The sequence below is a fragment of the Streptomyces sp. NPDC005925 genome, assembly GCF_040638805.1.
Taxonomy (GTDB): domain Bacteria; phylum Actinomycetota; class Actinomycetes; order Streptomycetales; family Streptomycetaceae; genus Streptomyces.
Genome location: NZ_JBEXVL010000006.1, coordinates 77,095 through 98,604, shown reverse-complemented (window position 1 = coordinate 98,604; position 21,510 = coordinate 77,095). Strand labels below are relative to the sequence as shown.

Annotated in this window: 13 protein-coding genes and 1 pseudogene; 2 read left to right on the top strand and 12 right to left on the bottom strand. The window is 73.2% G+C overall.

What is annotated here, in order from left to right; translation table 11 throughout:
- Window positions 1-8: 8 nt before the first annotated feature.
- The 5 genes from ABZ354_RS10630 to ABZ354_RS10610 form a co-directional block, all read right to left on the bottom strand.
- Window positions 9-2,735 carry a lantibiotic dehydratase gene (locus ABZ354_RS10630; RefSeq protein WP_358655391.1) on the bottom strand — a complete coding sequence of 909 codons (2,727 nt, stop codon included), beginning with the start codon at window positions 2,733-2,735 and terminating at the stop codon, window positions 9-11.
- A gap of 20 nt (window positions 2,736-2,755) precedes the next feature.
- Window positions 2,756-4,438: a SagB family peptide dehydrogenase gene (locus tag ABZ354_RS10625; RefSeq protein ID WP_358655121.1), complete on the bottom strand. Its 1,683-nt coding sequence runs from the start codon at window positions 4,436-4,438 to the stop codon at window positions 2,756-2,758.
- A 43-nt stretch (window positions 4,439-4,481) separates the two neighbouring features.
- Window positions 4,482-6,419, bottom strand: coding sequence for a TOMM precursor leader peptide-binding protein (locus ABZ354_RS10620; RefSeq protein ID WP_358655119.1), 1,938 nt, complete (start codon window positions 6,417-6,419; stop codon window positions 4,482-4,484).
- Window positions 6,409-8,610 carry a TOMM precursor leader peptide-binding protein gene (locus tag ABZ354_RS10615; protein WP_358655117.1) on the bottom strand — a complete coding sequence of 734 codons (2,202 nt, stop codon included), beginning with the start codon at window positions 8,608-8,610 and terminating at the stop codon, window positions 6,409-6,411. Before ABZ354_RS10615 ends, ABZ354_RS10620 begins: the two co-directional genes overlap by 11 nt.
- A 113-nt stretch (window positions 8,611-8,723) precedes the next feature.
- Complete coding sequence (locus ABZ354_RS10610) at window positions 8,724-10,607, bottom strand: AfsR/SARP family transcriptional regulator (RefSeq protein ID WP_358655115.1); 1,884 nt, start codon at window positions 10,605-10,607, stop codon at window positions 8,724-8,726.
- A gap of 837 nt (window positions 10,608-11,444) precedes the next feature.
- Here ABZ354_RS10610 and ABZ354_RS10605 point away from each other — a divergent pair.
- A pseudogene (locus ABZ354_RS10605) lies at window positions 11,445-11,519 on the top strand (ABC transporter ATP-binding protein); the annotation flags it as partial.
- Window positions 11,520-11,911: 392 nt separating this feature from the next.
- Complete coding sequence (locus ABZ354_RS10600) at window positions 11,912-14,188, top strand: catalase (RefSeq protein ID WP_358655113.1); 2,277 nt, start codon at window positions 11,912-11,914, stop codon at window positions 14,186-14,188.
- 180 nt (window positions 14,189-14,368) lie between these two features.
- Here the strand turns inward: ABZ354_RS10600 and ABZ354_RS10595 are convergent, their stop codons facing one another.
- The 7 genes from ABZ354_RS10595 to ABZ354_RS10565 all read right to left on the bottom strand — a co-directional run bounded on the left by ABZ354_RS10595 (window position 14,369) and on the right by ABZ354_RS10565 (window position 21,502).
- Window positions 14,369-15,025 carry a dihydrofolate reductase family protein gene (locus ABZ354_RS10595; protein ID WP_358655111.1) on the bottom strand — a complete coding sequence of 219 codons (657 nt, stop codon included), beginning with the start codon at window positions 15,023-15,025 and terminating at the stop codon, window positions 14,369-14,371.
- Window positions 15,026-15,210: 185 nt separating this feature from the next.
- On the bottom strand, window positions 15,211-16,095 hold the full coding sequence (locus ABZ354_RS10590) for a class I SAM-dependent methyltransferase (RefSeq protein WP_358655110.1): 885 nt from the start codon (window positions 16,093-16,095) through the stop codon (window positions 15,211-15,213).
- Between the two features lie 156 nt (window positions 16,096-16,251).
- On the bottom strand, window positions 16,252-16,902 hold the full coding sequence (locus ABZ354_RS10585) for a gamma carbonic anhydrase family protein (RefSeq protein ID WP_358655108.1): 651 nt from the start codon (window positions 16,900-16,902) through the stop codon (window positions 16,252-16,254).
- 38 nt (window positions 16,903-16,940) lie between these two features.
- The gene (locus ABZ354_RS10580; RefSeq protein WP_358655106.1) at window positions 16,941-17,840 is read right to left on the bottom strand and encodes a Gfo/Idh/MocA family oxidoreductase; all 900 of its coding nucleotides are present in this window, start codon (window positions 17,838-17,840) and stop codon (window positions 16,941-16,943) included.
- 323 nt (window positions 17,841-18,163) lie between these two features.
- The gene (locus ABZ354_RS10575; RefSeq protein WP_358655389.1) at window positions 18,164-19,030 is read right to left on the bottom strand and encodes a carbohydrate ABC transporter permease; all 867 of its coding nucleotides are present in this window, start codon (window positions 19,028-19,030) and stop codon (window positions 18,164-18,166) included.
- 17 nt (window positions 19,031-19,047) lie between these two features.
- The gene (locus tag ABZ354_RS10570) at window positions 19,048-20,067 is read right to left on the bottom strand and encodes a sugar ABC transporter permease (RefSeq protein ID WP_358655104.1); all 1,020 of its coding nucleotides are present in this window, start codon (window positions 20,065-20,067) and stop codon (window positions 19,048-19,050) included.
- 31 nt (window positions 20,068-20,098) lie between these two features.
- Window positions 20,099-21,502, bottom strand: a complete 1,404-nt coding sequence (locus ABZ354_RS10565; RefSeq protein ID WP_358655102.1) for an extracellular solute-binding protein — start codon at window positions 21,500-21,502, stop codon at window positions 20,099-20,101.
- Between the last annotated feature and the right edge of the window lie 8 nt (window positions 21,503-21,510).

The following is a 21,510-nucleotide window of genomic DNA, read 5'->3' as shown; positions in this document are numbered from 1 at the left end:
GGGCGGGGTCAGCTGGGACACGGTGCGTTCTCCTCGGGGCGTCGGGTGGTGAAGGTCTCGACGGACAGTTCGGCGACGTGGCTGCCCCGCTCGGAGTGGACGTGCAGACCGTTCTCGGCGGGGAGCATCTCACGCAGCTCGATCCGGTCGTCCGGGGACTTCACCAGTGAGGTGAAGGCCGCGAGCGAGAGGGGGCTGTCGAAGTCGACGTACTGCGGTTTGGCGCCCGCGCCGCCCCGGGGACCGCTGGAGACGGTGGCGAAGACCCGGGCGGGCAGGCCGTGCGCGTGGCGCCAGCGCCGCCAGGCCAGGAAGACGTCGGTCTCCCGGGAGTGCGCCGCGGGCGCCGGCAGACGGGCCGCGGTCGTGGACCAGCCGCGCCGGGCCAGGACGAGGTTGCCGTGCCGGACGCGTGGGCGACGGGTGACGCCGTCGTGCGACGGGCCGTGCGGGACACCGGCCCACACGTCGAGGGGGGCCATGGACGTCGGGGAGAGCAGGAGCAGCGTCCGCGGGGTTTCGGGCAGGGCGAGGGGCACCAGGTAGCCGAGGTAGACCGGGACGACCTCGCGGTCCAGGCGTCCGGACCACAGCACGAGCCGGTCCTCCGCCTCGTCGTGCCGCAGGTGCAGGTCGTCCAGGTGGATACGGCTCTCCTCGGGGACGCTGCTGGCCTCCCCCGGGCACACGATCTGGTAGTCAGTGAGCCGCCCGTGCAGGTTGAGGTTGCTGGTGACGGGGCCGCCGGTCAGTTCGGCGAGGACGGCGCCGGGCGGAGTGAGCCGCGCGGCGTCCTCCCGCAGCCGGTCGGACAGCCCCGGGCCCGCGGTCGCGTCGTCCCACACGTGGGTGAAACGGCTGAAGGGGAAGGACAGTCCGCCGTACGAGCGGTTGAGGACCATCAGCGGTTCGCCGCCCTCGCGGGTCAGCTGCAGATGGTGGCTCTGCGGGGTGAACGGCGTCCCGAGCCCGTCCAGGGCGTCCGCTACCTCGTCGAGGTGGTCGTCGTCCAGGACGAGATCGCCCTCGCCGTCGTACGCCTCCCACTGGGCGCGCATGCGGTCGATGAACGTCCGTCGTCCCTGGTCCAGGGCCCGCAGCTCGGCCAGACCCAGCCAGTTCTCCTCCGGGACGTACTCGCCCCGCGCGTCGAACGGGGTGCGGCGGGAGGCGAAGGACAGGTACTGGTCGAAGAAGTCCTCGTGGAAGTCGTGCACCAGACCCAGCAGGTCGTCGCAGCGGCCGCCGCGTCCGTAGCGGGCCAGGAAGAAGCCCTTGAACGTCACCCGCTGGGGCAGCGTCAGGTCGAAGGCGGGCAGGACGCGCTCCACCGAGCGGAGCGCGCCGCCGTCCGTGCCGGTCCAGGCGCCCAGGCCGCACGACACGTCGTCGCCCGCGTCGGCGTCCTCGTACAGCAGCGTCTGCGGCAGCGACACGTTCTCCGCGCCCAGCAGCCGCTGCGCCGCGCCGAGGCAGGCGCGCAGCCCGCGCAGCAGTTTCGCCCGGCCCGCGGTGTCCGCGGACGGGTACTCCTCGATCAGCGCGGCGGCCTCGCCCAGCTCGGCGGCCACCTCCCCGGCCCACGCGCGGTCCAGGGAACGCAGGGCGTGGCGGAAGGAGGCGAGCGGGTCGGCGGCGTGCACGTCGGTGTCCAGGCTGGGCACGCGGATCATGCCGAGTTGCAGCAGCGCGGCGACGTACGTCTCGCACAGGCCGGCGTCGGCGTCCGTGCCGTACTCGGCGCGCAGCCAGTCGACCACCTCCCCGTACCGCAGGTCGCGTTCGCTGAGCAGGGCGACGATCCGGTCGAGGGTGCCGCTGCGGCGCAGGAAGAACAGCCGGTCCTTGACCGCGTCGAAGGTGACGGCCGCGTCGTCGTCGCCCGCGGTCACCCAGCGGCGCACGTACCGCACCCGGTGCTCGTCCCGGCCCCAGCCGGAGGCGAGCCGCACGGGCAGGTCGGCGCGCAGCGCGGGCGAGGCGAGGATCTGCTCCGCGAAACGCGCCAGCACGACCACGTTGAGGCGCACCCGTCCCCGCCACTCCTCGCGGACCGTCACCAGCGGGCTGTCACCGGCGTCGAACGTGCCGAGGGCGACGCCCGTGAAGGTGCTGAAGGGGCTCGTCTTGCAGACCGTCCGGTACAGGTACGACAGCACCGAACGCTCCACCTTGCGCAGCCGCTTGTCCGGCGTCCGGCCCGCCTCGAGCCGCGTGTACGGCTCCAGGCGGCCCTCGAGCGTCGGCGAGGCGAGCAGCAGGCCGTGCCGCAGCCGGTCCTCGTCGAGCAGCCCGCGCAGCACGGCACGCGTGTCCGCCAGCTCACGGCTCATCAGCGCGGTTCCACGGGCGAGGAGTTCGTCGAGTGCGCGGCGGTCCTCCACCCACTGGTGCGTGCGCCGCGCCACGGCCGGGTCCAGTGCGGTGACCAGGTCGAGGGCGGTGTCCGGACGTGCGGGCAGCCGGTTGTTGAACACGTCGCGGCGCAGGGCGAGCAGCCGGCGGCGCGGTCCGCCGCCGTCGTCGGGGAAGGCCCGGTCGGCGGCCGGGACGAGGGTGTGGAGTACGTCGCTCAGTTCGGCGCCCCGTGCCAGGAGGTCGCGTTCGGCCGAGATGACGTCGTCGGCCCAGCGGGCGGTGTCGGGGCAGCGCAGGTCACGGACGGTGTCGATGGGCAGTCCGGCGACCCGCAGGAGGAAGCGGCGTCCGGGCTGCCAGTCGGTGGTGGATGTCATGGCGGTCACGGCGGCCCCTGTCAGGCGATCGCGGAGCGGAAGTCGGCGGGGTGGGGACGCTCGTTGCCGAGCAGCATGATCAGCAGCGGCGCTTCCCCGGTGTCTTCCAGCCGGAGCTTCTCGATGTAGGAGATGTTGTCGAATCCGAGTGCCACACCGGCCCCGAGGCCCAGGGCGGCCGAGGCGGTGTAGAAGGTCTGGGCGATGGCGCCGACGGTGGCGTTGACCAGGCGGTATCCGCGGTCGCCGACGGCGTCGAGGATCGCGGCGGTGCGCAGCGTGGGGACGATGACGGCGCCGGTCTGTTCGAGGTTGTAGTTGGACAGGAAGTAGTTCTCCTGCAGGAAACCGCCCGGCGCGCCCGGCGCCACCAGGTGCAGGGTGTGCGTGTCGGGTTCGTAGGCGTAGGCGCCCGGTTCGATGCCGTCGACGTGGTTGACGAAGGCGTACAGCCGGGTCTGGCGCGGGGTGCCGGGGGGCTCGGCGTCGCTGTCCAGCCGGGTGGCCGCGCAGGCGGCGAGCGTGGTGGCCAGCTGGGCCGGGGTCGTCGGGACGGACGCGTCGAACCGGCCGAAGCTGCTGCGCCGCGTGCGCAGCGCCTCGCGCACGCTCACTTCGGGGAACTCGGCTCGCGGCAGGGGGACCGGCTCGGCGGACGTGGCAGGTGCGGCGGGCCCGGTGTCGTGGAGGGCGCCGGGCGCCGGGCGTGCGGTGGCGTGCTCGGCGGTGGCGCGGTGGATGCGCAGCAGTGTCCCGAACTCGAGGACGGTCCGGGAGCGTTCCTGGTCGCGGTGGGGTACGGCGGCGCCGGTCGGCTCGCCCACCGGGGCGGAGGACACCGGGGCGGAGGACACCGGGGCGGAGGACACCGGGGCGGAGGCAGCGGGCACGGGGGACGCGGGGCGCTGCCCGTCCCAGTGCAGCGGGACGACGGCGAACAGTCCCTCCTCGTCCTCTCCCAGGCCCAGCAGCCGGGCCAGTCGCGCCTCGTCGAACCAGAGTGCCGGGGCCAGCCGGAGCCCGCGGGCGCGCGCCCACATCTGCCATGTCTGCAGCAGCGCTCCGACGTCCATGCTCACGGCGTGGAAGGAGAAGCTGTTGTACTTGAACGCGTTCTGCCAGTACTTCACGCCCAGCACCAGGTACTGGTCCGTCGTCTCGCCGTGCGCTCCGAGAGCCGCCCGCATCTCCCCCGTCACGTCTCCGGCGAGGAGCCGCACCATGGAGTGCCGGGGCGGCGAGTAGTGGTGCACGCCAGGCGTGAGGGGTCCCGAGGGGCCGGAGACCCAGTAGACGCTCACCGGGTAGAGGCCGCCGCCGGACGCGGTGCCGCGGGACCAGTTGGCCTGTGTGTAGTGCGGCAGGGCCGCCAGGTCGGTGTTGGCCTGGACGCCCAGGCGCCGGCCGGTCAGCCCGTAGGAGTCGAGCAGCATGCCGGACAGCAGGGGCAGCGTGAAGGCCGTGCCGGGGGCCTCGCCGGACCCCGTGCGGAGGTGGGAGCCGGGGCCGGCGTCCGGCAGGCAGCCCGCCGTGATCGTCGCCGAACCGGGGTAGCCGCCGTCGGGCAGCGGGACGGACTCCGCGCCGGGGTAGTACTTGGCCTTGCGCGGGCGGTCCGCCCAGTCGGGCACGAAGTCGGCCGGCTCCATGGGGATCCGGCCCCGGTGCAGGATGGCCGTCGCGTATTCATGGGCGTAGCCCATGGGCATCTCCTTGGTGTGCGTGCGGGCTCGGTGGGGCCGGTCGTCAGGGGAAGGGGTGCGGGGCCGGGTTGAGGTCGGCCGGCGTCAGGTCGTGCGTGCGCAGCCCCGCCTCGCGCAGTGCCGTGCGCAGGCGCGGCATGCCGAGGGCGCGCTGACGCGACCAGCCGAAGTCGATCGGCAGGAGACCGGGGACGAGGACGCTGAAGGTGTGCAGTCCCAGCCGCCGCTGTTCCGGCAGGGTCTGGTCGACCACCACCACGTCGAAGCCGGCGGCGGTGACCTCGGCGACACACCGTTCCAGGTCCTCCCGCAGGTCCGGGGAGGCGGTCGCGCCCGAGGCGTCGGGCCAGGCGAGGTCGGCGACCGCGAGCGGCGGCGTCGCCGCCCCGGCGCGCAGCAGGAAGTCGGCGTGGACGCCCATCTCGGGGACGCCGTAGACGAGGGGGTGGTCGTGCAGGGCGGTGACCCTGGAGAAGTCCTCGGCCATGGCCCGCAGCCGCGGCTCGTCCCGTTCGGTCCTGCCCTGGAGGTTGACGGCGTCGGTGGCGATCTCGCACAGGGCGGCGTCGAGCGCGGACTCCGGGTCGAGGCCGGCGCCCGCGCCGAAGCACATCCGGCCCGGGCCGCCGTCCATGCGTTCGGCGACCGCCGTGACGACGGGGACGCGGAAGCTGATCCGGGTGTCGAAGAACCGTGCCCGGTACCCGTACATGGCGAGCCGGTCCACCATGTGCCGCGTGGCGGGACGCGCGCTGGTGCGCGGGTCGATCTCGGGCAGCGGCTGCCGCCCGTACCAGGCGAGCAGGAACGCGTCCCGTTCGACGACCTCCATCAGGCCGAAGTAGACGGCCTCCTCCACGCAGCCCCCGGAGGCGCAGCCGTTGGAGGACTCCTGCACGAACCGGTTCTCCAGACCGGGTGCGTGGTAGTACGTCAGCACCTCGGGCACCAGCCGCGGCGCGGCGTCGCGCAGCGACCAGCCCCACACCCACGGGATCGCCCGGTCGGGGGCGAACCGCGTGACGTGCGGGTTGTCCCGGTAGAAGGCGTCCGCGTAGAGACCCACCTCCCGCGGGTCGACCGCGTCCGCGCGGAACTCCTCCAGGCTGCCGGTCACCACGGTCCGCTTCGCGCGCGCCCGCATGCCCGCGTACCGCTCGAGCCCTTCCAGGACCCCGATGCGTCCGCTGGTGCCGAAGGAACCCGCGTGCCCGCCCCAGAACGTCTCGCGCAGATACTCCCCGGAGCGCATCGAGAAGCAGCCGATGGTCGCCGACGTGGACGTGGACGACACGTCCTGCACGAGCGACGGGCCGAGCGCCCCGCACACCGGGTTCGCGAAGGCGGCCACGTCGATGTCGTACGCGTCGATGCCACGCAGCCGGAACGTTCCCGGCGCGTGCTTGGGCGCGGCGGCCAGGGTGACGGTGGCGCCCTCGGGCGTGTCCGCCTCCGGCCGGGCGCACACCGGGCACTGCGGGTCGGGCACGAGGGCGTAGCTGCGCACCGTCAGGGACTCGAGGTCCAGCAGGTGGACGTCCGGGAAGGGCGCGCCGGGGGGCCGGGCGTGGGCGCGGATCACCAGGGTGGCGAGCGCGTCCACGGCGAACGGCACGGCGTAGGGCCAGGTACCCGACTCGTGCGTGGGACCTCCCAGTTCGAGGGCGTCTCGCAGCGCCACCGACCGGACCGCCTGCCAGCGGCGGCGCAGGCAGTGCGGGCAGGGAGCACCGGGGCCCGTACCCGTGCCGGCGAGGGGGCCGACGATCGCGTGCCGCGTGTACACGTGCACGGGAATCGCGCCGTCCGGGGCATGCGGGGCGTCGGTCTCGCTGAACGCGTCGCCGAAGCCGAGCGCCCGCACCGAGACGTCGAGGTCGCCGCGGCCGAGCCGGTCCAGCGCCGCCCGCAGCGGTTCCGCCGTGAGCCGCGCGGGCCCGGGCTGCGCGGCGGGAGGGGCGGCGGTCGGGCTAGCCGGCATGCCGGGCCTCCGAGGTCAGCAGGACGCGGACCACGTGGATTCCGGCGCGCCGCAGGTCCGCCGAGCCCGTGCGGACGGCCAGGGCGTCCCGGCCGTGTTCGCCGAGCCGGCGCAGCACGTCCGGCCAGGAGGCGGTGGCCGCCGGGTCGGCGGCCGTGGTGCCGGTGACGGTGAGGGTGCGCGGGTCGAGGCCGCGCAGCTCCGGGTCCCCGAAGGAGGTGTCGGCCGCCAGTCCCTGCTGCTCCAGCTGGACGCCCGCCAGCAGGTCGCGCAGGGCCGCGGACGCCGCCGCCGGGTACGACAGTTCGGCGGCCAGGGTCCAGCGGGCGCCGGCCCTGGCCAGCACCACCGCGACGCCGCTCTCACCTCGTGCGCCGAGGTCGAGCAGTTCGGCCTCGACGCCGAGGTTGGCGGCGGAACGCAGCAGGAAGGTGAGTTCGGGGCCGGGGTCCTCGGGCAGGGTCAGGACTGTCGCGCGGCCGGCCCAGACCGCGTCCCGCAGCGCGTCGTGGGCGAGTGCGGACAGTACGCCCCGGGCCGCCGCGTCGGCGTCGCTCGCGCCCGCCCGCATCCCGGCGCCGGTCGCCTCGAACAGCCGGTCGCGGTTGTCGGCGCCGAAGGGCCGTACCGCCTCCGCCGGGACCAGGAAGGGTTCCTTGGTGAGCAGGGACGTCGCCGGCAGCCAGTGGCGTACGTCCGCCTCGGCGCCGTCGATTCCGCTGCTGGTGGCCAGCTCGTTCGGCGGGATGCGGACGGCGGACCCGGGGCCGGCGGCGCGGGTGGGCGGGACGACGTGTTCGGCGTAGGTCTCGGCGGCGCGGTGCAGCGCGCGCAGCCGGGCGCCCGCCACGTGGTGGACGTCGGCGGCGGCCACCCTGCGGGTGCGTCCGTGGCCGAGGGCCAGTTCCACGACGCTGAGCTTGAGCGGGGTCTGGGTGATGTCCTCGTCGTCGTAGCGGCGGAACACCCCGGTGTACGGGCGCAGCAGGACCGACCGGTGGTTGAGCTCCTCGACGAGGGCGTCGGCGTCGCGCGCGGTGTCCACGGTGGGCAGGGCGAGCGCGTCGGTGTCCGCGGAACCGAGGTCGATCGGGGAGAGGTCGTCCGTGGTGTGGTCGGCACACCACGGGCAGCGGGGGTGGGCGAGCAGGGGTTCGGTGGTGACGTCCAGGGACTCGGTGTCCTGGATGATCACCTGGCCCAGGGTCTCGGCGGGCAGCGCGCCCGTCGTCAGGCGGAACACCTCGTAGCCGAGGAGGTTGCCGAGCATCGCCGACAGCGGCCCGCCGGGGTGTGCCTCCGGGTCGGCGGTGGTGAACGGCAGGTCCAGGGCGAGGGAACTCCACAGGTCGGCGGCGTGTGCCGCCCCGTCACCGGCGCCCAGCCGCAGCACGGCGCAGGCCCAGCAGCCGCTGGTCTGCGCGGAGGTGGCCGGGCCGACGACGGCGTGCCGGCCGTAGGACCAGGCCGGTATGAGGGTGCAGCCCGCCGGCACGCCCTGGCGCAGCAGGGGGAGGAGGGTGCGGGGCGCCTCGGGCCCGCCGGTGACCACGACCACGTCGTAGCCCTGGAGGTCGTCCCAGGTGAGCGGCCCGTTCGTGGTGGCGACCACCTCGTGCACGTCGACGGGGCAGCCGTCGGCGGCGGCCGCGGCGGCCTCCTTGCGGATGTCGTCCCGGTGGAGTCCGGGCAGCACCCCGATGGCGCGCCCGCCGTTGCGGACGAGGCTGAGGACGCACCACTGGGCGACGCCGTCGTCGCCGACGACGGCCACGCGGGTGTCCCGGAAGCGCTGGAAGCGCCGGGCCGCGTCGTCCGCGTAGTGGTCGACGTAGGCGATCTGGGCCTCGTGGCGCCGGGCCACCTCCGGGGACGGCCCGGGCGCGGCGGACGCGTCCTCGTCCGGGGCGGGTACGTCGCGGGCGAAGCCGCGTTCGTAGAGCGTGCCGACGAGTTCGCCGACCATGGCGCGCTGCCGGTCCCCGAAGGCCGCGCAGATCTCGGCGACGGTGTGGTCCCCGTTGAGGTGCGGCACGAGCAGGGTGGCGAAGCGGTACGCCGATTTCGCCGACAGACGGAAGCCGCCGTCGGCGTTGTGGAAGAGGACACCGTCGGGTGTCTCGGTGAACAGGACGTCCCGCCGGATGCGCGGGCGGGTCGCGGCGACGGCTTCGTACCGTGCGGAAAGCATGCTGATGTCACCTCTGGTGGAGGGCTGGGGTGGGGTGGCCGAGCGGTCGGCCGGGTGGTTCGTGGTGCTGGGCACCGGGGTCCGGTGGTTCTGGCTCCCGGGTGCGGTGCGGGTCAGTCCGGTACGAGTTCGGTGCCGGGCCGGGCGGGGCCGGTGGCAGGGCGCAAACGTGCCGGTGGCAGGGCGGCGCGGTGCCGACGCGCGTAGACGTGGAGCAGTTCGTGGATCCGGTAGGGCTTGGGCGGGCCTTCCTCGATGAAGCCGGCGTCCGCCAGCCGCTCGAGGACTTCGTCGGGCGGCGGCGGGGGTGGGCCGTCGGCGTTCCGGCCGCGGGCGGCGAGCAGCAGGAAGGCCGCCCGCAGGTCGGGGTCGAGGCGTCGCAGGGCGGCGTCGAACACGCGGGGTACGGACATGCGCGGCTCGTCGGCGAGGGCGAGCCGGTCCGGCAGGTCGTCGGCCAGCCAGTCGACGCCCTCACCGATACCGAGGTCGGGCCGGGTCAGGAGGCGGGCCGTCGCGATCCGCAGGGCCAGCGGGAAGTGACCGCAGATCGCGGCGAGTCGGCAGGAGGCGTCGGGTTCCGCGGCCACCCGTTCGGCGCCGAGGGCGGCGACGAGGAACTGGTGCGACTCCTCCTCGTCGAAGGTGTCGAGGCGGTGCACGGTCCCGCCGTGCGTGGCCACCAGACCGGCCAGGCCCCGCCTGCTGGTGACCACCGCGACGCCGTCGGCGGACGGGGGAAGCAGCGGCCGGACCTGTTCGGCGCTCACCGCGTCGTCGAGGACGATCAGCCGGCGTCCGGGCCCGGCCGGGGGCGGCACCGCGATCGGCTCCTCAGCGGTGCCGAGCGGTTCGCCCTGCGGGCCGGTCAGGGCGAGGACGCAGCTTCCGCCGGGGAAGGCGTCCCGTGTCAGGTGGGCCGCCTGCAGGGCGAGGGCGGTCTTGCCGATCCCGGGCGCGCCGGAGAGCACGACCAGTCCGGTCCCGGCGCCCTCGGCGGTCAACGCCCGCCGCATGGCGGCGAGTTGCGGGACGCGGCCGGTGAAACCGGGTACCGGAGCCGACGCGGAGACGGAGGTGGCGGCAGCGGCGGAGGGCGTGGCGAACACCGGCGGCCGGGCCGCCGAGGGCGGTAAGGGCGCCGCGTCCGGTCGTACGGATTCCCCGCCGGCCGGGTCGGCCGGCGGCGCGGGCGGGGCGGACGCCGGCAGCGCCTTCGGTGGGGCGACGCGTCCCTCGATGGCTCGGACGGCGGTGCGGTCCGCCGGAATGTCCAGCGCCTCACCGCGCAGGATCGCCATCTCCAGGCGCTGGAGCGGCGCGCCGGGGTCGATTCCGAACTCCTCCTTCAGCCGCTCCTTGACGTCCCTGATCTGCACGAGGGCCTCGGTCTGGCGGCCGGTACGGTAGAGCGCCTCGATCAACTGTTCGGAGAATCGTTCCCTCTCCGGATGCTGCCGGGCCGCGTCCCACACCTCCGCCAGCACCTCGTGGCATCGGCCGCGCGCGAGCTCGATGTCGCACAGTCGCTCCAGCACCCGCAGGCGCTGCTCGGTCAGCCGGGGTGCCTCGTCCCGGTGGAGCCGCTGCGACGAGACGTTCGCCAGCACCGGGCCGTGCCAGAGGGCGAGCGCCTCCCGCAGGACGCACACCTCGGTGTCGATGCCGGGCGCGGCAGCGGCCGTCCGTACCAGCTCACGGAAGTGGAGCAGGTCCAGGGTGTCCCTGTTCATCCGCATGCGGTATCCGCCCGGGACGGCTTCGATCGTGTCGTTCGCTATCCCGTACTTGGCGAAGATGCGGCGCAGACGCAACACGCAGCTCTGCAGTGCCGCCCTCGCGGTGGCCGGTGGCTCCGTGTCCCAGACGGCGCGCAGTAGATAGTCGGTGGAAACCGTCGTGCCGCTGTGAATGAGCAGCGCGGCGAGCAGGCTGGTCGGCCTGGACGGCTGCAGCACGGCGACCTGGTCACCGTCACTGATACTGAGTAGCCCCAACAGCTGGAACCGCATCCCCCATGTGCTCCATTGCGTGTACCGCCGGTCGGCGAACGGGCTGGTCGGGCTCGCTCGCTGGGACCTGCGAAGACGGATGGGCAAAAGCGCCGAGTGCGGACGCCGGGTTTCGGCGATTTTCGGACGGGCCGTCCGCATCCCAATTCCGGGACGTCTCAGTCCCGTGAACCATTGGCCACCATAGTGACGTTCGGGGAGTACGTCGATCCCCGATTCAGCAAGTTCTCAGACACAGAGACCGGGGCACTTGCGGGCGAGTAGCCACTCTCGACCGTTATGCGCGTCCGTTCGCTCCCGGTCCGCCTTTCGCGCGGAGACAGTTCCCGAATGGAAAGCCCCCGCACCGCGTCCTGGAATAACCCGCACCGTCACCACGCACCGAATGCGACCCGCAATCGATTCACCGCATGAGCGAAAAACTCGGGACTGCACCTTTTTTCTGCGGCTACGTATTTCGTTGCGGAGCGGTGTCGTACGACCGCCGGCGGGCCCGCCGTGCGGTGTACGTGATCACGGCCCGGCCCCTTCCTGTCCGGTACCGAGGTGACAGGTCCACAGGTGCCGGGCGGGTTGCCGCCCCTCGTGCCGCGCGACCCGCCGAGGCACGACACAGCACGTACCGGACTGCGAATTCCGGACCGCACCGCCGACCGGGTGTTCTCACAGGGGCGTTGGCGTCATCACTTCATCCGGACCGGTCCGGCTGACGGCCTCGCACGGCACCGTACGGTCGCACCGGCGTCGCGGGGGCGTGCCGTGGCCGATGGCGGGCGTGCCGGTGCCGGTGGTGGCGCGGCAGCGCACGCTCGTACCCCGGGTCCTCGCCTTCTGGTCTGCGACGAGACGACGGCGATGCTCGACGCCTCCACCACGGCCGCCCCGGTGGCCGCGGTGGGAGCAGCGGCCGGGGTCCCCGGAGACCCGGGCTGCCGGAAGACGACACGCAGGGCGGTGCGCAGTTCGCGTGGGGCGCGGCGGCACGTGACGTCCGGGTACGGGTGCCGGCTCCCGGCCGGGTCGGACCACGCGGGAGGACAGTGGTTCACCCGCTCGATGCACGTGCCGTGTGCCGCCCCGCGCCCTGTGCGACGTTGGCGGTGCGGCCCGTGCACCGACGGCACCGGCGTGCCTCTCCCACCCGCGGCGCGCGGCGTTCCCGGGCGTCACCCCCCGGGCGGCGCGAGCCGCGCGGAGCGGGCCCTGGACGGGGACCGACGCGCCGGGCGGCAGCCGACCGGCAGTCGGTGCGTCAGCGGCAGTCCGAACCCACCGGAGGAACGGCATCCATGGAATCCAAGCCCTTGAAGCAGGCAGCGCAGAAGCTCGCAGAAACGATCCAGGGCGGCGTCCCCGGCCCGGAGGAGGGCATTCCGGGGAAGCCGGGGGCCGAGTCGCCGTCTCTGGCGGAGCCCACCGAGCCGCGCGAGCCGCTGCCGCCCAAGCCCGACCAGAGCGGCCCCGCCACCATGTCGCCCACCGGCCGGGCGACCGGCGCGGACCAGGCCCGGGTGGCTCAGGCGGGCAGCTACCTGACCACGGCACAGGGCGCCCGGCTGTACGACACGGACCACTCGCTCAAGGCCGGCCCGCGAGGTCCGGTGCTGCTCCAGGACCATCACCTGCGCGAGAAGGTCATGCACTTCGACCACGAGCGCATCCCGGAGCGCGTGGTGCACGCCCGCGGCGCGGCGGCCCACGGCGTCTTCCGGAGCTACGGCACGGCGGAGAGCGTCACGAAGGCGGCGTTCCTCGCCACGGACGTCGAGACTCCGGTCTTCGTCCGCTTCTCCACGGTGCTGGGCTCGCGCGGCTCGTCGGACACGGTGCGGGACACCCGGGGCTTCGCGACGAAGTTCTACACCGGTGAGGGCGTCTTCGACCTGGTCGGGAACAACATGCCGGTCTTCTTCATCCAGGACGCCGTCAAGTTCCCGGACGTCATCCACGCGGCCAAGCCCCACCCGGACCGGGAGATCCCGCAGGCACAGAGCGCGCACGACACCTTCTGGGACTTCGTCACCCTGCACACCGAGGCCTCCCACCACACCCTGTGGAACATGTCCGACCGCGGTATTCCGCGCTCCTACCGCACGATGGAGGGCTTCGGCGTCCACACGTTCCGGCTGGTCGACGCGGCGGGCGGGACGACCCTGGTGAAGTTCCACTGGAAACCCACCCTGGGCGTGCACTCCCTGGTGTGGGAGGAGGCACAGCTCCTCAACGGCGTCGACCCGGACTTCCACCGCCGGGACCTCGCCGACGCGATCGAGGCCGGGGCCCACCCCCAGTGGGAACTGGGCATCCAGACCTTCCCGGACACCCCGGAGCAGACCTTCGAGGGCATCGACCTGCTCGACCCGACGAACCTCGTGCCCGAGGAACTGGCGCCGGTACGGCCGATCGGGATCCTCACCCTCGACCGCAACCCGTCGAACTTCTTCGCCGAGACGGAACAGGTCGCCTTCCACGTCGGCCATCTGGTGCCCGGCATCGACCTCACCGACGACCCGCTGCTCGCCGGGCGGCTGTTCTCGTACCTGGACACCCAGATCACGCGCCTCGGCGGCCCGAACTTCCCGCAGCTGCCCGTCAACCGCCCGCACGCCCCGGTGAACGACATGCTGCGCGACGGCATGCACCAGACGGCCGTGCACCGCGGGGTGGCGCCCTACCGGCCCAACTCCCTCGACGGCGGCTGCCCCTTCACCGCCGGCGCGGACACCGAGGCGTACATCGAGACGCCGGTACGGATCCCGGAGGCCACGAAGGTGCGAAAGGCGCCCGAGTCCTTCGCCGACCACTTCAGCCAGCCCCGCAGGTTCTGGCTCAGCATGAGCCCCGTGGAGCGCGAGCACATCATCGGCGCGTACACCTTCGAGCTGGGCAAGTGCTACGAGCAGGCCGTCAAGGAACGCGGGCTGCGGGTCCTCGCGAACATCGACACGGAGCTGTGCGCGCAGGTCGCCGCCGGTCTCGGCCTGCCCGCGCCGGAGCCGACCGTACCCCTGGCGGACGTCGAGCCGAGCCCCGCGCTGTCCCAGGTCGGGCGGACCTGGCCCACGGACGGCCGCGTCGTCGGCATCGTCACCGACACAAACGGCGACCTGGACGGCGTGCGGGCCGTGCGGGAGGCCGTCCTGGACGCCGGCATGGTTCCGCTGGTGGTCGCGCCGACCGGCGGCACCCTCGGTTCGGGCGAGGCCGCGCTGACCGTCCAGCGCACGTATGTGACGGCGCGGAGCGTGGAGTTCGACGCGGTGCTGCTGGCCGGGGCGCCCGGGGTGAGCCGTGACGCGCGAAGCGCCCGCGACGCCAAGGTGCCACCGGGCGGCGCGGGGTCGGCCGCGCACGATCCGCGCGTGACACTGCTGCTGGCCGAGGCGTACCGGCACGGCAAGGCCATCGGCGCCTGGGCGGGCGGCGACGCCGCGCTCGGGACGGCGGGCGTGCCGGCCGTCGCACCGGGCGTGGTGGTGGCCGACAGCGGCACGGCGGTACTGGAGCAGATCACCGGTCTGCTCGGCGCCCACCGCGTGTGGGAGCGGTTCACGGCCGGAGCCTGAACGGCCCGCCCGGCATCCGCGGCCACGGCCGGGGGGATCGCCCGGGACAACGACGACGGGCCGTGACGTCGCGCCGGAAGGAGGCGCGCCGCCACGGCCCGGCCGGGCCCTCGGGGAGGACCCGCGGCAGCGATCAGCAGGTGCGGCCGGTGTAGTGCGCGCCCTGGATCCTGGTCACTCTCACGTGTCCGTCCTCGGCTCCTGCGGTGGGGACGGCCGGGGCAGCACTCGGTAGGTCAGGTGGGTGACCAGGCTCGCCGGACGCGACGTCACCTGCTCCAGTCGCAACGGCGGGACGCCCTCGAAGACGCGCGTGCCGGCGCCGAGCGTGAACGGCACGATGTGCAGGCGCAGCTCGTCGACGAGTCCGGCGGCGAGGTACTGATTGACGGTGGTCGCGCCTCCCGTGATCAGGACATCGCCGTCTCCGGCCGCGGCGCGAGCCTGTTCCAGCGCGGACGCGATGCCCTCGGTGACGAAGTGGTACGTGGTGCCGCCGTCCATCGGCTGCGGTTCGCGCGGGTGGTGGGTGAGGACGAACACCGGTGCGTGGAAGGGCGGGTCGTCACCCCACCAGCCGTTCCACCGCCGGTCCCACTCGCCCCGCACGGGGCCGAACATGTTGCGCCCCATGACGAATGCGCCGGCGGCGCCCAGCCGGTCGATCTCGGCACGGTTCTCGTCGGGCGTGTCGAACATCCAGGCGTGCAGTGTGCCGCCCGTGCCGTCGCCGCCGTCGTCACCGAACGGGCGCTCCTCGGTCTGGTCGAGCCCGGCCGCGTAGCCGTCGGCCGTGATCGTGATGTCGCAGATCACCCGGCCCGATCGCTGGGTCAATGCGCTCGCCTCCTCGACGGGCCCCCGCACTCCTGCCCCCATGCTCGCCCGCCGGGGGAGGGCTGTCGACTCGCGCGGCCCGTCCGCGGCACGGTGGCCCGCACCCGGGCACGCGCCCTGGACCGTCTGCGCCGCCGCATGACCCCATGAGCCCTGCCGACCGGTGCACCCGGGCGATCCCGGTGTCAGCCCCCGCGCTTGTACGACACCGCCAGCTCGAAGAGGTGACGCTTCGTCACCCGGCCCGCGTACCGCCCGTCGATGAGCCCCGCGATGCACGCCATCAGCCCGTCGCGCGCCGGCTTCGGCAGGGCCCTGTGGCCGGAGTAGGTGTGCAGCAGGTCCAGGTACTCCGACGTGGTGTACGTCAGGTCCTGCTGGTGGCGGCGGAAGACCGTGGGGCCGAACCGTCCGCTTCGCGCCACCTCCTCCGCGTGGTCCGAGCCGTGGACGCCCGCGGCGTCAGGAAGCCGCAGCCCGGGCGGCGTGTCCGGGTCGAAGCGCTCGTAGCAGCGCTGGACCTCGACGAAGAACTTCTCCGTGCCGCCCCTGACGTGCTGGGTGCGCACCACGGCGAGGGCCCCGCCCGGACGCAGCGCGTCGGCGGCCCTGTCCATCCGCACCGCCGGGTCGATCCAGTGGAATGCCGTCGCCGCGACGACCGCGTCGAACGGCTCCGCCGGCAGCGGCCAGCTCTCGAAGTCCGCCGTCACGATTTCCGCCACGGCCGACCGGGCCCCGGCGCCCGCTCCCGTTCCCGCTTCCGCTTCCGCTTCCGCCAGGTTGCGGCGGGCGACCGCGGCCATGTTCCGTCCCGCCTCGACGGCCGTGATCCGGCAGCCCCGCGCAGCGAGGGGCACCGTGGCCCGGCCCGTCCCGCAGCCCACCTCCAGGACCCGGCTGCCGGGGCCGGCACCCGCGAGCTCCGCGAGGTCGTCGAAGAGCCCCGGCGGATATCCGGGCCGGGCCCGGTCGTACAGCTCCGCGTCCTCGTCGAAGGTCCGGCTCAGCCGCGCCCGCCGGGGCTCCTCGGGCCTGTCGTCGCGTCGTACGCGCGTGGTGTCGGGCATGGGGAGCAGACTAGGCAACGGCCGCCCGCCCGCACTCCCGGCTCGGGACCACGCGCGAGGACCGCGCCCGCCCTTCAGCCGGCCTCGTCCCTACCGGTGCCGTCACCATCACCGGTGCCGACACCATCACCGGTGCCGTCACCATCACCGTTGTCGTCACCAATCACCGTTGTCGTCACTGTCACCATCGCCGTTGCCGTGGCCGTGGCTGTCGCCGTCGAGGACGCGGTCGTTCCGGTGCGCGCCGTAGTACGCGCTCTGCCGGGCCATGACGTCGCGCATCGGGGTGTCGCGGGGGACGCCGTACACCGTGCCCGGGAAGTCCAGTTCCCACTGGACCTCCCAGAGTTCCTCGTGCTGTCCCGGGGCGAAGAGCCGGGCCGGGTCGCCCGCCGCGATCCAGCCGATGGGCAGCACCGTGCCGGGCTCGAGCCGCGAGTTGGCGTGCAGGACGCTGTTGACGCGCAACTCGGCGCGGGCACCCGCCACCGAGCCCGGGAAGAGCGAGGCACCGGTGGCGACGAAGACCTCGTCCCGCACCGTCGCCCCGTTGACGTGGGCGTGCGGGCCGATCAGCACGGCATCGCCGATCACCGCCGGGTACTGGGCCCGCCCGCGGACGAGCGCGTTCTCCATCACGACCGTGTGCCTCCCGATGCGGATCTCCCCGTCCTCGGCGGTGAGGACGGCGCCGTGCAGCACACGCGCGCCCTCACCGAGTACGACGGCGCCACAGAGGGTGGCGGAGGGTGCGACGTGGGCGGAGTCCGGGACGACGGGTCGGTGCCCGCGGTGTTCGATCAGCATGTACGTCTCCCTGCCCGTCGGGGTGGCGGAGGCGGGCGTCAGCTCGGCGTGGCCCGCTCGATGAGAGTCTGCAGGTACAGGCCGCGGCGGGCGTCGAGTTCGGTCGGGGTGTCGGTGCGCACCGCGGTGGCGAAGTCGCGGCGGAGGACGGGCCAGCACTCCTCGTGGTCGATTTCGGCGGTGTCGTAGACGACGGGCGGGTGCGTGCCGAAGAGTTCGACGCGGGTCTGGGCCCGCGGGACGCTCACCGAGCCGGACAGCGACGCCTGGCTCACGGCGCCGTTGGCGTGTTCGCAGGTCAACTCGATCCAGTGGCGCGGGTCGCCCGTGCCGCGGATGTCGACGACCGGGCCGATCGCGGCGTCGAGGAGGTCGAGGAGGTGCGGCCCGAGGTCGAGGAGCGCACCGTGCTCCAGGCGCCAGCCGGTGGCGAGGTCACCGCCGAGGAACGCGCCGTGCAGGTAGCAGCCGCGGGCGCCCCGTACGTCCACCGTACGGGCGGCGGCGAGGAACGCGCGCGTGGTGGGGTGGTACCGCTTGGTGAGGACGAGCTGGGAGACGACTCCGGCGTCGGCGACGGCGTCCGCGAGCCGTCGTGCCGCCGGCAGGTCCGGGCCGAGGGGTTTCTCCAGGAGGAGGGCCTTGCCCTGTCGCGCGGCGAGCGGGGCCAGTTCGGCCTGGACGGCGGGCGGTACGGCGAAGGCGACGGCCTCGCAGTTGTCGAGCAGTTCCCCGAAGCTGCCCGCCGCGCGCGCCCCGTAGGGCGACGCGGTCTGCTGTGCGGCTTCGGGGCGACGGGCCCAGACGGCGGCCAGCCTGGTCTCGGGGCCCGCGGCGAGCATGCGGGCGTGCATGGCCCGGGCCCAGGGGCCGGCGCCGACGAGTCCGACGTCCACGGGCCGGTGGGACCAGATGGCGGGGGTGGAGGTGGGGGTCACGGTGTTCCTGTCTGCGTACGGAGGCCTGCGACGGGGCACCCGGCGGTGAGCTGTGACGGTGGCGCCCGGTCAGGTGGCGCCCCGGGTCACGTGGCGCCCGGTCAGGGGCGAGGCGTTCGAGGCGGGCAGCGGACCGGGCCGGTGAGTAGAGGGACTCCACAACCGTGGCGGCGGCGCCGGTCACCGTTTCAGGCGCCGCCCGACGGTGGACCGGGACAGTCCCGTGGCGCGTCGCCGGCCGGCGCGGGTGCCGGCCGCGCCGCCGCGGATCAGCCGCGGCGGGTCGCCCGCACCGGCCCGCGCCATCGGTGTGCTCCCTGGCGTCAGCTCTTGTCGGCGCCGCTGGTCAGCCCCTCGGTGAGGAGCCGTTCGGCGGCGAAGAACAGCACGACGACCGGGATCGTCAGTACCACGGAACCCGCCATGAGGACCGTCTTGGGCACCTCGATGCCGTTGGACAGCTGGGCCAGACCCAGTGACACGGTCCATGCGTCCGGGTCGGCGGCCAGGAACAGCAGGGCGAACAGAAACTCGTTCCACGCGATCATGAAGACGTACAGCCCGGTCGCCATGATGGAGGGCATGGCGAGCGGCAGGATCACCTTGCGCACGGTCTGCAGGCGGGAGCAGCCGTCGAGCGCGGCGGCCTCCTCGATCGAGTAGGGGATGGTGACGAGGTAGTTGCGCAGCATGTAGATCGACACCGGGACGGTCTGCGCGACGTAGACCACGGCGAGTCCGACGAGGCTGGACGACAGGCCCATCCTGGCGAAGATCACGAACAGCGGGACGGCCAGCAGGGTCGCCGGGAACAGGTAGACGGCCAGGAAGAGGGCGCTGACCTGGCGGTGGCCGACGAACTTCAGGCGGCTGACGGCGTAGGCGCCGGGCACCGCGGCAAGCAGGGTCAGCGCGACCGTGCCGAGGGACACGAGGGCGGAGTTGACCAGGAATTTCGTGAAGCCCTGGCCGCCGTCCCCGGTGGACCGCAGCACGTCCTGGTAGGTGCTCAGGGTGAAGTCCTTGGCCGAGATCCACAGGGATCCCGGTTCGAGGAGCAGCGCGTCGATGGGTTTCAGCGACAGCAGCACCATGTAGTAGAAGGGCAGCAGGGTGATCACTGCGAGGAACGCGATGACGATCCACCGCAGGACGCCGAAGAGCCTGTCCTCGACCTGGGCCCGGGTCAGGGCCGCCTTGCGGGTCGTCACGATTCCTCCTGGACCTTGTTGGCGAAGAACTTGAAGTAGAAGCCCAGCAGGATCATCAGCGAGAGGGCCAGGACGAGCGCCTGGGCGGCCGCCGCTCCGACGTCGTAGCGGGCGGTCAGGAAGTCGTAGACCCGGACGGCGGCGACGTCGGTGCCGGCGCCGCCGCCGGTCAGCAGGTACACGTCGTCGAACTTGTTGAACGTCATGATGAACCGCAGGACGCAGAGCAGCGCCATGACCGGCATCAGCTGGGGCAGCAGGATGTGCCGGAACCGCTGCGAGGGGGTGGCGCCGTCGACCATGGCGGCCTCCTCCAGCCCGTCCGGGACCGCCTGCAGCCGGGCGAGGATGAACAGGAACGCGAAGGGGAAGTAGCGCCAGCACTCGAAGACGATCACCGTGAGCAGGGCCAGCGGGACGTCGAAGTGCAGGCCGAGGAGGTCGACTTCGTACGCGCGGGTGGAGAGGAAGGCGATGGGGTCGTCCCAGCCGAACAGGCGCCGTCCCCAGTCGTTGACGACGCCGTACTGCGGGCTGAGCGCGACCTCCCACACGAACGCCACGGCCACCACGGGAGCGACGTACGGCAGCAGCATCGCGGCACGCAGCAGGCCGCGGCCGGGGAAGGGCTTGCGCAGGGCGAGCGCGGCGATCAGCCCGAGGAGGATCGAGCCGACGGTGGAGCCGGCGGTGTAGAGGAGGGTGGTGCCGAGGCTGGACCAGAATCCGGCCGAGTCGAAGACCTGGTCGAAGTTGTCCAGGGACCAGTTGCCGAACAGGCCCATGCCCTGGATGTCGACGAGCTTGGCGTCCTGGAACGCCAGTAGCACGGTCCACAGGATGGGCAGGATGACCACCACGAGGACCACGACGAAGGTGGGCGAGACGAACGCGATCCCCGCGCGGTTGGCGCGTCGGCGGGCGGTCGTCGGACGTGGGCCGACGGTGTCCGGCCGGTCCGCGGACCTGGGGTCGGTGTCCCGGCGCTGCGGCGCGCCGGCGGGTGCTGTGGGCATGAGGGGACCTTCGTGACGAGCAGGCGGGCGGCTACTGCAGGGACTTCTGGAGGGCGGCGACTTCGTCGTCGGCTTCGCGGGCCGCCTCGGCGGGCGAGAGCTGTCCGCCGGTCATCGCGCCGATGGCCTTGGGCACGGGCAGTTCGCCGTTGGTGGCGCCCACGAGGGCTCCTTCGCCCTGGGTGATGCCCCAGCGGCCCATGTTGCTGACGCCGTCGGCGAGCTGGTTGAGCAGGCTCGCGGGGAAGACCTGGTCGAAGGGTTTCTTGGTGTCGACGCCGATCTCGCTGTGGCGCCAGGCCTCCAGGTAGCGGTCGGGCTGGCCGGCGGTGCCCCTGCGGACGGGGATCTTGCCCTCGGGGGCCATGCCGAACCAGGACTCGTAGCCGGAGCCCATCACGTACTCGACGAATGCGCGGGAGGCGTCTTGCTCCGCGGTCTTGGTGGTGACCCAGGAGGTGATCTCGCCGAACTGGGCGGCCTCCGTGGCGTCCGGGCCCTTCATGGCGGTGACGATGCCGCTCTTGCCCGACAGGTACCGCGGGTCGCCCTTGCACGCGGGGCAGCTGGGCAGGGCGTCCTTGCGCAGGCCGGCGAGCTCGTCGAGCAGGAACGACGACCAGATGATCATGGAGGAGCGGCCGGCGAAGTAGGTCGCGCGGGTGGAGTCCACGGTCTGGGTTCCGGGGGCGCCGTGGGCGCGGGCGAGCTGGTCGTAGGTGCGGAACGCCCTCGCGCAGCGCGGGGACTCGAGGGCCACCCGGTGCCGGTCGTCGACGAGTTCGCAGCCATTGGCGAGGGCGAGGCTCTCGAAGCTCTGCGAGGTGAAGACGTCGCCGGGGTCGGTGGCGGCCGAGATGCCGTCGTTGCCCCTGGCGTCGAGGGCCTTCGCGGCGGTCAGGGCCCTGGCGTAGGTGTCGGGGGCCGCGAGGTGCTTCGCGTCGAACTGGTCCTTGCGGTAGACGAGCAGCTGGAGCCAGGCGTCGGAGGGCACGCCCAGGCTGGTGCCGCCGTCGGACGTCAGGTCCAGCGCGTTGGTGTTGAAGGTGTCGCGGCCGAGGCCCGCGATGATCTCCTCAGGGATGTCGGTGTTGAGCAGCCCGTTGGTGTACATCTGCCAGACCTGGCCCATGGGGGCGGCGCCGATGACGTCCGGCAGCGTGCCCGAGGCGGCGGCGGACATGATCAGCTGGGGCATCTGACCCTCGTCGACCCCGACGAGCTTGACCTTGATCCCGGTCTTCTTCTCGAACCCGTCGACGATCTTCCGTGTCGCGGCGATGCGGTCGGGCAGGTTCTCCTGCGACCACACCGTGATCTCGCGGTCCGGCCTGCCGGGCCCGGTACTGCCGGCGCAGCTCGTGAGCAGCCCTGATGCCAGGGCTGCCGTGATGCCCACCGCGGTCATCCTCGACCGCCGGCTCTTGGTGTGCATGGCGTTTC

What these genes read in the sequence shown, in the direction of transcription:
- ABZ354_RS10585 (WP_358655108.1), bottom strand. Translation starts at nt 16,902, where the DNA reads ATGCTGATCGAACACCGCGGGCACCGACCCGTCGTCCCGGACTCCGCC.
- ABZ354_RS10565 (WP_358655102.1), bottom strand. Translation starts at nt 21,502, where the DNA reads ATGCACACCAAGAGCCGGCGGTCGAGGATGACCGCGGTGGGCATCACG.
- ABZ354_RS10570 (WP_358655104.1), bottom strand. Translation starts at nt 20,067, where the DNA reads ATGCCCACAGCACCCGCCGGCGCGCCGCAGCGCCGGGACACCGACCCC.
- ABZ354_RS10590 (WP_358655110.1), bottom strand. Translation starts at nt 16,095, where the DNA reads ATGCCCGACACCACGCGCGTACGACGCGACGACAGGCCCGAGGAGCCC.
- ABZ354_RS10615 (WP_358655117.1), bottom strand. Translation starts at nt 8,610, where the DNA reads ATGCTTTCCGCACGGTACGAAGCCGTCGCCGCGACCCGCCCGCGCATC.
- ABZ354_RS10630 (WP_358655391.1), bottom strand. Translation starts at nt 2,735, where the DNA reads ATGACATCCACCACCGACTGGCAGCCCGGACGCCGCTTCCTCCTGCGG.
- ABZ354_RS10600 (WP_358655113.1), top strand. Translation starts at nt 11,912, where the DNA reads ATGGAATCCAAGCCCTTGAAGCAGGCAGCGCAGAAGCTCGCAGAAACG.
- ABZ354_RS10625 (WP_358655121.1), bottom strand. Translation starts at nt 4,438, where the DNA reads ATGGGCTACGCCCATGAATACGCGACGGCCATCCTGCACCGGGGCCGG.
- ABZ354_RS10620 (WP_358655119.1), bottom strand. Translation starts at nt 6,419, where the DNA reads ATGCCGGCTAGCCCGACCGCCGCCCCTCCCGCCGCGCAGCCCGGGCCC.